This window comes from Desulfurella sp., from assembly GCF_049977265.1.
Lineage (GTDB): Bacteria > Campylobacterota_A > Desulfurellia > Desulfurellales > Desulfurellaceae > Desulfurella.
Genome location: NZ_JBMFGQ010000005.1, coordinates 23,262 through 34,749, shown reverse-complemented (window position 1 = coordinate 34,749; position 11,488 = coordinate 23,262). Strand labels below are relative to the sequence as shown.

At 31.6% G+C, this 11,488-nt stretch carries 14 protein-coding genes and 1 riboswitch; of the genes, 11 read left to right on the top strand and 3 right to left on the bottom strand.

What is annotated here, in order from left to right:
* Positions 1–56: 56 nt before the first annotated feature.
* Positions 57–224, bottom strand: a riboswitch (cobalamin riboswitch).
* Positions 225–330: 106 nt separating this feature from the next.
* The 9 genes from nadA to trxB are packed head-to-tail and all read left to right on the top strand — an operon-like array spanning position 331 to position 6,948.
* The gene (gene nadA, locus ACP5FO_RS02030) at positions 331–1,245 is read left to right on the top strand and encodes a quinolinate synthase NadA (RefSeq protein WP_428156947.1); all 915 of its coding nucleotides are present in this window, start codon (positions 331–333) and stop codon (positions 1,243–1,245) included.
* A complete protein-coding gene (gene nadC / locus ACP5FO_RS02025; protein ID WP_428107889.1) occupies positions 1,242–2,069 on the top strand; it encodes a carboxylating nicotinate-nucleotide diphosphorylase in 828 nt (275 codons plus the stop codon). Before nadA ends, nadC begins: the two co-directional genes overlap by 4 nt.
* Entirely contained in the window at positions 2,070–2,867 is a 798-nt protein-coding gene (locus ACP5FO_RS02020; protein ID WP_291492658.1) for a nitrilase-related carbon-nitrogen hydrolase, read from the top strand. It begins immediately after the preceding gene.
* Positions 2,854–3,681, top strand: coding sequence for an NAD+ synthase (locus tag ACP5FO_RS02015; RefSeq protein ID WP_428107882.1), 828 nt, complete (start codon positions 2,854–2,856; stop codon positions 3,679–3,681). The genes ACP5FO_RS02020 and ACP5FO_RS02015 overlap by 14 nt, the downstream gene beginning before the upstream one ends.
* Positions 3,678–4,415 (top strand): SIR2 family NAD-dependent protein deacylase, encoded by a 738-nt coding sequence (locus ACP5FO_RS02010; protein WP_428107878.1) that lies wholly within the window; start codon positions 3,678–3,680, stop codon positions 4,413–4,415. The genes ACP5FO_RS02015 and ACP5FO_RS02010 overlap by 4 nt, the downstream gene beginning before the upstream one ends.
* Complete coding sequence (locus ACP5FO_RS02005) at positions 4,405–5,010, top strand: endonuclease III domain-containing protein (protein WP_428107875.1); 606 nt, start codon at positions 4,405–4,407, stop codon at positions 5,008–5,010. The genes ACP5FO_RS02010 and ACP5FO_RS02005 overlap by 11 nt, the downstream gene beginning before the upstream one ends.
* A complete protein-coding gene (coaE, locus tag ACP5FO_RS02000) occupies positions 5,001–5,606 on the top strand; it encodes a dephospho-CoA kinase (RefSeq protein WP_428107872.1) in 606 nt (201 codons plus the stop codon). The genes ACP5FO_RS02005 and coaE overlap by 10 nt, the downstream gene beginning before the upstream one ends.
* Before the next feature lie 53 nt (positions 5,607–5,659).
* Positions 5,660–5,983 carry a thioredoxin gene (gene trxA / locus ACP5FO_RS01995; protein ID WP_092128182.1) on the top strand — a complete coding sequence of 108 codons (324 nt, stop codon included), beginning with the start codon at positions 5,660–5,662 and terminating at the stop codon, positions 5,981–5,983.
* Between the two features lie 44 nt (positions 5,984–6,027).
* A complete protein-coding gene (gene trxB / locus ACP5FO_RS01990; RefSeq protein WP_428107867.1) occupies positions 6,028–6,948 on the top strand; it encodes a thioredoxin-disulfide reductase in 921 nt (306 codons plus the stop codon).
* Here trxB and cmk read toward each other — a convergent pair.
* From cmk to hisC, 3 genes are read right to left on the bottom strand one after another with little or no spacing between them, the layout of a single operon-like run.
* The gene (gene cmk / locus ACP5FO_RS01985; RefSeq protein ID WP_428107864.1) at positions 6,945–7,562 is read right to left on the bottom strand and encodes a (d)CMP kinase; all 618 of its coding nucleotides are present in this window, start codon (positions 7,560–7,562) and stop codon (positions 6,945–6,947) included. The genes trxB and cmk overlap by 4 nt on opposite strands.
* A complete protein-coding gene (locus ACP5FO_RS01980) occupies positions 7,555–8,403 on the bottom strand; it encodes a prephenate dehydrogenase (protein ID WP_428107861.1) in 849 nt (282 codons plus the stop codon). The genes cmk and ACP5FO_RS01980 overlap by 8 nt, the downstream gene beginning before the upstream one ends.
* Positions 8,396–9,484: a histidinol-phosphate transaminase gene (gene hisC / locus ACP5FO_RS01975; RefSeq protein WP_428107858.1), complete on the bottom strand. Its 1,089-nt coding sequence runs from the start codon at positions 9,482–9,484 to the stop codon at positions 8,396–8,398. Before hisC ends, ACP5FO_RS01980 begins: the two co-directional genes overlap by 8 nt.
* A gap of 112 nt (positions 9,485–9,596) precedes the next feature.
* Between hisC and ACP5FO_RS01970 the strand changes: the two genes are divergently transcribed.
* A complete protein-coding gene (locus tag ACP5FO_RS01970; RefSeq protein WP_428107856.1) occupies positions 9,597–10,250 on the top strand; it encodes a DUF5752 family protein in 654 nt (217 codons plus the stop codon).
* A gap of 8 nt (positions 10,251–10,258) precedes the next feature.
* Positions 10,259–11,488, top strand: coding sequence for a glycosyltransferase (locus tag ACP5FO_RS01965; RefSeq protein WP_428107854.1), 1,230 nt, complete (start codon positions 10,259–10,261; stop codon positions 11,486–11,488).

The following is an 11,488-nucleotide window of genomic DNA, read 5'->3' as shown; positions in this document are numbered from 1 at the left end:
TAAAGCCTCCTATATGAAAATTTACAATCTTTTTAGCAGAGCTCCCGCCGCATAAAAAGATACTTTTGCTGCAAGTAGGTCTTCCGGCTTAAAGGCTTATGGCTTAAGGCCTTCCCACCAAAGAGGCAGTGGCTGTTTCTTAAGCTTTTTGCCTTAATACGGCTGCGGGTACAGCGAGGGAATCTCACCCTTTCTTCCCTTGAACTTGCAACACTTCATTTTTAGCATATAGTTAAGTATTTGTCAATTTGTTAATAAAAGTATGAGTTTAAGCGGTATAAAAAGCTTGATTAAATATTTAAATTTTATATACTAAAAAGCGAGGTTTTTATGGAAGAAAAAATACAATCTAAAATAACAAGGCTTAAAAAAGAAAAAAATGCTATTATTTTAGCACATTATTATCAAAGAGATGAAGTGCAGGAATTAGCTGATTTTATTGGTGATTCTTTGGCTTTATCAATAGAAGCTTCCAAAACTGATGCTGATATAATAGTGTTTTGTGGTGTTAAGTTTATGGCAGAGACTGCTAAGATTTTATCGCCTCAAAAAAAGGTAATTTTACCAGTTATAGACGCTGGATGTCCTTTGGCTGATATGGCAACAGCCGAAAAAGTGCTTAATATGAAAAATGAAATTGGTGATGTGAGCATTGTTTCTTACGTTAATACAAATGTAGATGTTAAAATGGTTTCAGATATTTGTTGTACTTCAGCAAATGCAATTAATGTTGTAAAAAGTCTGGAAGCCAAAAAGATACTTTTTGTACCAGATAAGCACTTAGGTGAATATGTAAAACAAAATGTAGCAGATAAAGAAATTTATTTATTTGATGGGTACTGTTTGGTTCATGATAGTTTTACAAGAAAAGACATACAGGATTTGCTTAAAATTCACCCTGAAGCTAAAGTATGTGTACATCCAGAATCTCCAATGGAGGTTATTGAGCTTGCAGATTTTGTAGGATCTACTGCCGGGATTATAAACTATTGCTTAAAAAGCAGTGCAAAAGAGTTTATAATAGCAACCGAAAGCGGCATAGTTTTTGAACTTAAAAGACAAGCGCCAGATAAGACTTTTTATACATTAGGTTCGAAATCTATTTGTGCCAATATGAAAAAAACAACATTAAAAGATGTATTAAATGCACTTGAAAGAGAAGTTTATGAGATAATTCTTACAGATGAGCAAATTCAAAAAGCAAAGAAGCCAATTGAACGCATGATATCCATAAAAAGACAATGAACAGATTATTTTTGGAAGATTTACTCAAGTCATATCTATTAGAAGACATTTACTATAGCGATGTAACTACAGAAAGTATATGTAATGGATCTAAAACAAAAGCATTAATTAAAGCAAAAGAAGATTTTATAGTTGCGGGTTTGATTTTTATAAAACCGATCTTTGATGTTTTAAAAGAAGAAGCCAAAATTGAGTTTTATGTTCAAGAAGGTCAATTTGTTAAAGCTGGTAGTCATATTGCTGTAATTGAAGCAAAAGATAGTGCATTGCTACAGGCAGAAAGGCTTATTTTAAATATCATTGGAAGATTATCTGGCATTGCAACCAAAACTAAATTTTATAGCCACTTGATAAAAGACTATAAAGCTAAAATTGTTGAAACAAGAAAGACTACACCAGGCTTTAGATATTTTGAAAAATATGCAGTTCTTGTTGGGGGTGGCTTAAATCACCGCATTGGTTTGTTTGACGCAATTCTGATTAAGGATAATCATATAAAAATTGCTGGTAGTATAACAAAAGCAGTAGAACTTGCTAGAAAAACAAACTTTATGAAAAAAATAGAAGTTGAGACCTCAAACATTGAAGAAGTAAAAGAAGCTGTATCATTAAAAGTTGATGTGGTTATGCTTGACAATATGGATGTAGAAACTATACAAAACTGTGTATCAATGTTTGCAGGTGAAGTTTTGTTTGAAGCATCTGGCAATGTTAATGAGGATAATATTGTTGAGATTGCAAAAACAGGTGTGGATTTTATATCAAGTGGTTCTATAATACATCATGCCGTTTGGGTAGATGTAAATATGAAAATTGGTGTTTAAATGAAAATTGCTATTGCTCAATTCAAGCCAAAACTTGGCAAGGTAAAAGAAAATTTAGAGCGGATTGAAATTTTTATAGATGAAGCTATAAACAAAAAAAGCGAGCTAATTATTTTCCCAGAATTAGCCACAAGCGGGTATGCGCTTCGTGATTTGGTTAGTTATGCTAGCATAAACTTACAAAACAAAGATTTAAGCAATATTATTCAAAAAAGTAATTTTATAGATATTGTGCTTGGTTATTCTCAAAAAGAAGATAATTTATACTACAATAGTGCTGTTTATTTATCAGATGGCCTTATTTTAACAAACAGAAAAAAAGTATACCTGCCAGACTACGGAATGTTTGAAGAAGCAAGATACTTTGCAAAGGGTGATACACTTGAAACAACTCAAACAAAATTTGGCAAAGTAAATATACTTATATGTGAAGAAGCATTTCATTTAAGTGTTCACCATTTTGTTGAACAAAGTAAAAGTGATTTGACAATTATCATTTCTGCTTCTCCTTACTGGATTTATGAAAATAAGGCAGATAAAACAAAAATATGGGACAATATTTGCAACAATATCTCATCATTAAGCGGCAACTTTGTAATATATGTAAACAGGGTAGGTTTTGAAGATGGCGTGGGTTTTTTTGGTAGCTCTCTCGTTTACAATTCATTTGGTGAGTGTATATTTAAAGGAGATTTTCTAAAAGAGAATCTGTATATACTTGATTTAGAGCTAAGTGATATTGCGCACGCTAAAGAATTTATGCCACTATTAAAGGATAAAAGCTATGGATCCATATAAGGTGTTGAGTTTTGATGAGTCTAAAATTGCAGATTATTTAATTGAGTTTTTAAGGGACGAGATCCATAAAGTTGGTTTTGAAAAAGCAGTAATTGGTTTGTCAGGAGGTATTGATTCTGGTTTGGTGGCTTATTTATTAAAAGAAGCTTTAGGAAAAGAAAATGTATATGCGATTATTCTGCCATATAAAACTAGCTCTGCTGAAAGTGTTGATGATGCATTTAAAATAATAAACGAACTTGGGATAAATTATAAAAAAGTTGATATAACAAATATGGCTGATAGCTATATTGAAAATAATTTTGATAAAGTAAGAATAGGCAATATTTTAGCTAGACTTAGAATGATAATTTTATTTGATCAAAGTTATGAAACAAATGCACTTGTTGTTGGAACAAGCAATAAAACAGAATTATTGCTTGGTTATGGTACATGGTATGGTGATATGGCATCAAGCCTAAACCCAATTGGTGATTTGTACAAAACGCAAGTGAGAATTTTATCAAAATACATGGGAGTGCCTCAATCCATTATTGATAAAAAACCTACTGCCGATTTATGGGTAGGTCAAAGCGATGAAGAAGAATTGGGTTTTTCTTACGATGAGGCAGACTTGATTTTGTATCACTTATTTGACAAGAGATTGAGCATTGATGAAGTGGTTAATCTAGGCTTTAGTGAAAACATTGTAAATGGTATATTTGAAAGAGTAAGGAAAAACCAGTTTAAAAGGTTGCCGCCAATCATAGCTAAAGTTAGTAGAAGAAGCATAAACTGGGATTTCAGATTTTTAAGGGATTGGGGGCAAATATGAGTCAGGTTAAAAGAGCAGCATATTTGATAAAACAATCAAAATTTGCAGTTTGCTTTACTGGTGCTGGAATAAGTGTAGAAAGTGGTGTTCCTTCATTTAGAGGAGAAGATGGTCTATGGGAAAAGTATGATCCAAGCATGTTTGAAATAGATTATTTTTATAAACACCCAGAGAAATCATGGGCTTTGATCAACAAAATTTTTTTTGAAGTACTCAAAGACAAAAAGCCAAACAAAGCTCATTTTGCTCTTGCAAAACTTGAAGAATTAGGTTATATAAAAGCGCTGATAACCCAAAATATAGATAATTTGCACTATTTAGCAGGCAGCAAAAACATCGTTGAATACCACGGTAACTCAAGAATGCTTGTTTGTAGAAACTGTGGTAAAAAATTTAATATAAGCGATTTTGATTTATCAAGCGCTCCATATTGTCCATACTGCAAAGTGCCATTGAAACCTGATTTTATTTTCTTTGGTGAAATGATACCCAAAGAAGCACAGGAAAAAAGTGAACAATTAATGAACAATTGTGATTTGTTAATAATTATTGGAACAAGCGGATTGGTTTATCCAGCAGCCTTTTTACCAGCTATGGCAAAGAAGAAAGGTGCAAAAGTTATCGAAATTAACAAAACATTTAGTGAGTATACTGATAAGATTGTGGATGTATTTTTAGAAGGCAGCGCTTCGGAAATTTTGGAAGAGATTTTAAGCGAACTTAATGCTCATTGAAATTTACAAATCGCTTTTACAATTTTTTGGCAAGCAATACTGGTGGCCAGCTGAAACGAAAGATGAAATAATAATTGGAGCAATTCTAACGCAAAATACAAGCTGGCAAAATGTAGAAAAAGCTATTTTTAATCTAAAAAAAGAAGGTTTTTGCAATCTTTGCAAAATTAGAGACATGCCTTTAGAATATATACAACAGTTAATAAAACCTGCAGGTTTTTATAAACAAAAAAGCGTTTATTTAAAAGAAATTGCAAAATTTTTTGGAAACTTTGATGAAAATACTACAGATACTTTGCAGTTTAGAAAAATGCTTTTAAATGTTAAAGGCATAGGTTTGGAAACAGCCGATTCAATTTTGCTTTATGCGTTTTCAAGGCCTGTTTTTGTTATAGATGCATATACAATAAGACTTTTAAAGCGAAAAAAGCTTTTTGACTCAAGCAAATATGAAGAGGTTCAGTCTTTTTTTATGCAAAATTTACCAAAAGATGTTGAATTGTTTAAAGAATATCACGCTTTGATTGTAAAATTAGCCAAAACATATTGCAGAAAAAACCCATACTGTACGGAGTGCCCAATTAAATGCGCGTAGGTTTAACTGGCTCAATAGCCACCGGTAAATCAACCGTTGCTAATATGTTTAGAGAACTTGGCGCGTATGTTATTGACTCAGATGAGATATCACACACAGCACTAAAAAAAACACAAAAAACGCATAAGCAAATAGTTGAAGTGTTTGGAGAATCAATACTTGATGAAAACGGTGATATAGATAGAAAAAAATTAGGCGCAATTGTATTTAATGATAAACAAAAATTGACTCTTTTGGAGTCGATTATTCATCCTTATGTTCAGCAAAAAAGAAAAGAAATTGAAGAATCTATATTAAAAAAAGAAAAAAATGCTATAATTATTTACGATGTTCCATTGTTGTTTGAAAAGCACTTAGAAAGCAGCTTTGATAAAACAATAGTTGTTTATGCAAAAAAAGAAATACAAATAGAAAGATTAATGAAAAGGCAAAATTTAACATACACTGAAGCGTTAAAACTAATCAATTTACAAATGGATATAGAAGAAAAAAAACAAAAAGCTGATTTTGTAATTGATAATTCTTATTCGTTAGAATACACAAAAAAACAAGTTGCCAGGCTGTTTGAAAAAATTAAGTTAATGAGTTACATTTGACAAAAAGTATTTTTCGTTATAGAATCTAGGCGAGATTTATTCAAGGAGGAATTATGGCAGTCGAGGTAAAGTTGACTACTGATAACTGGGAACAAGAGGTATTAAAATCGGATATTCCGGTTTTAGTAGATTTTTGGGCTCCATGGTGCGGGCCATGCAGGATGGTTGCGCCTGTAGTATCAGAAATTGCACATGAATATGAAGGTAAACTTAAAGTAGGAAAATTAAACACGGATGAAGAGCCTGATATTGCTGTTAGATATGGAATTATGAGCATACCAACACTTATGATTTTCAAAAACGGAGAAGTGGTAGATCAGATTATCGGTGCTGCACCAAAAGAATATTTCACTCAAAGGTTGGATAAAATTTTATAATTGGATCGAGGTTTTCTCGGTCCAATTTTTAAAAGGGGTATTGGATGTATGATGTTGTCATAATAGGTGGTGGACCAGCTGGTTTAACAGCAGGTATTTATGCAGCAAGGAGTGGTTTAAAGACAATTATTTTGGAAGAAAAAGTATTCGGTGGACAGATAGTTTTTAGCGCTGACTTAGAAAATTACCCTGGATTTCCAGAAGGTATAAGTGGCATGGATGTAATAGATAAATTTTTAGAACAAGCAAAAAAATTTGAAGTTGAAATTAGCTATGATGGTGTTGAGAAGATAGAAAACGATATCTCTTGCAAAAGGGTAATACTTACAAATAAAAGCTGTATAACAACAAAAACAATTATTTTAACAACAGGAGCAAGCGCAGATAGATTGGGTTGTCCAGGAGAGGCAAAGTTTATTGGAAAAGGCGTTTCTTACTGCGCGACATGCGATGGTGCATTTTTTAAAGGCAAAACAGTTGCCGTAGTAGGAGGTGGTGATTCTGCTTTAGAAGAAGCTTTATATTTAGCAAACCTTGTAAAAAAAATATATTTAATTCACAGAAGAGACCAATTTAGGGCTGTAAAAATTTTACAGGATAGAGTAAAGAAAAGTAATAAAATAGAAATTGTATTTGATAGTTCTGTTAAAGAAATTTTAGGTGATAAATTTGTTAAAGGTGTCCTCATTGAAAATGTAAAAACAAAACAACAATCAAGATTAGATATAGATGGTATATTTATATACATTGGCCTTACTCCAAACTCAAAATTTGTTTCTGATTTAATACAAACAGATGAGTATGGCTACATAATAACAAATGAAGAAATGGAAACAAACATTCCTGGTATTTTTGCAGCAGGCGATGTTAGAAAAAAATCTCTAAGACAGGTTGTAACAGCCTGCGCTGATGGTGCTATTGCCGCATCTAATGCTCAAAAATACATAGAAAAAATGAAAGCTTAAATGTAACTTTTTATTTTATTGTAAACTTCCTCTATAGATAAAAACGTTGTATCTATTATTATTGCCCCTTGCGGTACAATAAGAGGGGCAATTTTTCTTTGTGTATCCTGCTCGTCTCTGGAGACTAATGCTTTATAAGATTGATTATAATCTGTATTTAATTCTTTTGAGCGTCTTTTTGCTCTTTCTATTACATCGGCTGTCAGAAAAAATTTCAAATTAGCATCTTTAAAAATTACACTGCCTGCATCACGGCCATCTATAACAAACCTTCCATGATGGGCAATTCTTCTTATGAAATTATTCACATATTCTCTAATAAAAGGTTTTTGTGCAATCAATGAAGCTTTTTTTGCGATCTCTTCGTCAGCCAATAATTCATTTAATATTATATTATTGTATATTAACAATATTTGAGAGTTTTCCAACTTAAAGTCTAGTTTTAGGTTGTTTAATGTACTTTGCTTGAAATTTACATCCAATAAATAAGAAATAGCTCTATAAATTTTGCCTGAATCGATATGTATAAAGCAATCGTTTTTTGCTAGTATTTTGCAAAGAGTGCTTTTACCGCTGCCACTTGGTCCATCAACAGTTAAAATAAAATTAGACATTTAATTTTTCTTTAAAGAGCCTAATATTTTTTAAAAAGTCTAAAAGCTTGTCTTCCTGGCTATTTTCAATGAATTTTTTTAAGTCCGATAAACTGCCAATATAATCATTTATAGCAGTTAAAATATTATTCTTGTTTAGTAAAAATATATCACTCCACATCTTTTCATTTGATTTTGCTATGCGTGTAAAATCTCTAAACCCGCCGCCGACAAAGCCGTACGCTTCATCATCTTCATTTTTTTGCCATATAAGATTTACAAGACTATAAGCAATGACATGTGGTAGATGGCTAACATATGCAAACACCTTATCGTGTTTTTCTGCATCCATATATTTTACTTTCATGTTAATTGTTTTTGCAAACTCTTCAACTTTTTTTTCTGCAAAGGTAACATCAGCAATTGGTGTTATTATAAAATACTTATCTTCAAATAATTGCCTAAAAGCCGATTTAGGCCCAAAATTTTCTGTGCCTGCAATCGGGTGTGTTGGGACATAGCTTATATCCTTTGGAATAAAGTCTTTAATGCTATCTATAATGGGTTTTTTTACACTTGTTACATCTATTATTATAGTATTTTTTTTTAACACATTAAATAAATCCAAAATTACCTGGACTGTTTGAGAAGGAGGAACGCTAACTATTACAAAATCGCAAATTGAAAAAGATTTGTAAGAACTTGCGCTTATATCAACAAGTTCTAGGTTTAGCGCATTATTTAGGTTTTCTTCATTTCTGTCAAAGCCAATTAGAATTTTTGAAAGCTTTTTATGTTTAATTGCAAGACCCAAAGAGCCACCGATTAACCCAAGTCCAACAATACCAATGGTATTAAACATGCAAAACCTTTTTAAGTTTTTGTATAAAAATTTCATTTTCTTTTCGGGTTCCAACTGTGACTCTTAAGAAATTATTGTAACCGTAAGGTTTCATGCTTCTTACAATAACACCTTCTTTTAATAGATCTTCATAAACTATTGAAGCGTCAATTGGTGTTGAAAATAAGATAAAATTGGCAAAAGTGGGTACATAGAATAGGTTTAATTTATTGAATTGCTCGTATAGAAATTGTTTTCCTTCTTCGTTAGTTTGTATACTTTTTTTTAAGTGTTCTTTGTCATCAAGGGCAGCAATCGCCGCTGCTTGTGCTACAATATTTACATTAAAAGGTGGTCTTACCCGATTAAGTGTTTGAATAATAAACTCGTTTGCAATACCATAGCCAATTCTTAAGCCAGCTAGCGCATATGCTTTGGAAAAGGTTCTTAAAATTATAACATTTTCTTTTTTATAAAGATCAAGTAATTCTTTGTAATGCGTTGAAGGCTTTGCGTATTCATAGTAAGCTTCATCTATTACAATAAGCGTGTCTTTTGATGCTTTGTTTATAATTTTTAATATGTCATCTAGTCCTGTAAGTGTTCCTGTTGGGTTATTTGGAGTATTAATGAAAATAATTCTTGTATTTTCATTAATATGTTTAATCAAGTTATCAATATCGTATGCAAAATTTTTTAACGGAAGCTCTATAATTTTTTTGTTAAAAGCCATACCAATTATACGGTATTCTATAAAAGTAGGGTAGCAGTATAATATTTCATCGTTTTGATTGGTAGCAAATGCTTTGTATAATAGTTCTATTATTTCGTCTGAACCGTTTCCAAATATCAGATTTTTTTCACTAATGCCTAAGTGTTTAGCTAATTTTTGTGTTAAATAATAGGCATTGCCGTCGGGATACAAATTTATACTAGCTGCCATTTTGCATATTGTTTCAATAACAAGTTTTGATGGTCCAAGAGGATTCTCGTTTGAAGCGAGTTTTATTACATCGCTTAATCCTAAGTCTCTTTGCAATTCTTCTATAGGTTTACCACCTTCGTAAGGTGTAATTTTTAAAAGATAGTCAGCTACTTTCATTGTTTGCCTCCTTTTTTATTTATACAATGTAGCGTATTTTTTTGCAACAAAAATTGCAATAGTTGATTATTTATTTATTTGGTATATAATATGAAATATGTTGGAGAGAGTTATGGAAAGTAATATTTTACCTTTTGAAATAAAAGATTGTTCTATTTTATCGATTGCAACAGGCAAACATGCACTTAACACAAAAGAATTATTTACGCAACTATTGAATATTGATACAGATTCTATTTACTACCATTTTTGGGGTAAGCTACTTCGTACATCTTTTAGTACACCCGAATTTAACAATGATTTTGCTCAATGGGTAGCAGAACAAATTCACGATGAAGCCTTAGCAGAAAAGTTATCTGTTTTGCAGCCACAAGATTTTGGTTCTATTGATGATTTGCGTCAGGAGCTACTTGACATTATACAAAATTCTCTAGAACAAAATACAGTTTTACTGTATACCAACGCCCAGGAGCCTTTTTATTTTTTAAAGCTTGGTATGGTTGTATTCAATACATCTAAAATTATAGATGAGCCCAGAGGATTTTTGGATACAATTGATGAATTATCTTATGGTTCTTTGTACTTTCATTTCATTGATGCAAGAAGAAGAACGCCAAATCATCGTGATGATTTTTCAAATTGGATAGCATTATTTGATGGATATGAAGAGCTTATTGATATGATAATTAATATCGATCCGTTTTTTTTGCCATTATCTAAATTAAAAGAAAAGATATCAAAAATTTTTAATATGTATTTTAAATGAGGATTTAGATGCTTTCCGAATTAGAATCAATAGTAGGTATAAGCGAAATAGATCATCTGGTTAAATTATCAAGTTTTTTACAAGGAAAAAAAATTGTCCATATAAATTCAACAAAAATTGGCGGTGGTGTTGCAGAATTATTGACAAATATATTGCCGCTAAAACATGAGTTAGGTCTGGACGCTGTATGGGAAATTGTTGTTGGTCAATCCGATTTTTACAAATGTACAAAAATGTTTCATAATTTATTACAAGGAGTTAAAAATCAGATTGTGCCAGATACACTACTTAAAGTGTATGAACAAACAAATGAAGAAAACGCTCAAAGGTTATATGATTTACTAAATGAAGCAGATTTTGTTTTTATTCATGATCCACAACCAGCAGCATTGATAAAGTTTTTTCCAAACAGAAAAGGAAAATGGATATGGAGATGCCATATTGATATTTCAAGGCCAAATAGACAGGTATGGAAATTTCTAAAACAATTTGTTAGCTACTACGATGCAAGTATTTTTTCATTGGTTGATTTTGCAAGAAGTTTACCTCATCCGCAATACATAATTGCTCCAAGCATAAATCCATTAAGTGACAAAAATAAAGATTTAAATAAAGAAGATATAGAGGAAGTCTATACAGAATTTAATATAGATCCTTCAAGACCTGTATTATTACAAGTTTCACGCTTTGATAGATTTAAAGACCCAATAGGTGTAATTAGCGCTTACAAGTTAGTAAAAAAATCTATTCCGTCTATACAGCTTGTTCTGGCAGGTGGAAGTGCAGATGATGATCCAGAAGGCAGTATTGTATTAGAAGAAACGCTTACTGCTGCAAACTCTGATAAGGATATACATGTTTTGTCTTTGCCACCCGATGCAAATATTAAAATCAATGCGCTTCAAAGAGCAGCTGATATTGTCATACAAAAATCAACAAAAGAGGGTTTTGGTTTGACAGTTGCAGAGTCATTATGGAAAAGCAAACCTGTTATTGGTGGTAACACTGGAGGAATAAGGCTTCAAGTTATAGATCACTACAATGGTTTTCTAGTTAATACGCCAGAAGGTGCAGCGCTTAGAATCAAGCAGCTTTTAAGTGATGATGATTTATTTAAAAGACTTAAAAGAAAAGGCAGAGAATTTGTAAAAGATAATTTTCTTATTACCAGACATGTAAGGGAATACCTAACGTTACTTGTTATATTAGATCAGTCAAACACAAACGTAACTTTATAA

Excerpts from the sequence above, each read along its gene's own strand:
- ACP5FO_RS02015 (WP_428107882.1), top strand. The coding sequence starts at position 2,854 with ATGGATCCATATAAGGTGTTGAGTTTTGATGAGTCTAAAATTGCAGAT.
- ACP5FO_RS01965 (WP_428107854.1), top strand. The coding sequence starts at position 10,259 with ATGCTTTCCGAATTAGAATCAATAGTAGGTATAAGCGAAATAGATCAT.
- ACP5FO_RS01970 (WP_428107856.1), top strand. The coding sequence starts at position 9,597 with ATGGAAAGTAATATTTTACCTTTTGAAATAAAAGATTGTTCTATTTTA.
- ACP5FO_RS02020 (WP_291492658.1), top strand. The coding sequence starts at position 2,070 with ATGAAAATTGCTATTGCTCAATTCAAGCCAAAACTTGGCAAGGTAAAA.
- trxB (WP_428107867.1), top strand. The coding sequence starts at position 6,028 with ATGTATGATGTTGTCATAATAGGTGGTGGACCAGCTGGTTTAACAGCA.
- nadC (WP_428107889.1), top strand. The coding sequence starts at position 1,242 with ATGAACAGATTATTTTTGGAAGATTTACTCAAGTCATATCTATTAGAA.
- hisC (WP_428107858.1), bottom strand. The coding sequence starts at position 9,484 with ATGAAAGTAGCTGACTATCTTTTAAAAATTACACCTTACGAAGGTGGT.
- ACP5FO_RS02005 (WP_428107875.1), top strand. The coding sequence starts at position 4,405 with ATGCTCATTGAAATTTACAAATCGCTTTTACAATTTTTTGGCAAGCAA.
- cmk (WP_428107864.1), bottom strand. The coding sequence starts at position 7,562 with ATGTCTAATTTTATTTTAACTGTTGATGGACCAAGTGGCAGCGGTAAA.
- nadA (WP_428156947.1), top strand. The coding sequence starts at position 331 with ATGGAAGAAAAAATACAATCTAAAATAACAAGGCTTAAAAAAGAAAAA.
- trxA (WP_092128182.1), top strand. The coding sequence starts at position 5,660 with ATGGCAGTCGAGGTAAAGTTGACTACTGATAACTGGGAACAAGAGGTA.
- coaE (WP_428107872.1), top strand. The coding sequence starts at position 5,001 with ATGCGCGTAGGTTTAACTGGCTCAATAGCCACCGGTAAATCAACCGTT.
- ACP5FO_RS02010 (WP_428107878.1), top strand. The coding sequence starts at position 3,678 with ATGAGTCAGGTTAAAAGAGCAGCATATTTGATAAAACAATCAAAATTT.
- ACP5FO_RS01980 (WP_428107861.1), bottom strand. The coding sequence starts at position 8,403 with ATGTTTAATACCATTGGTATTGTTGGACTTGGGTTAATCGGTGGCTCT.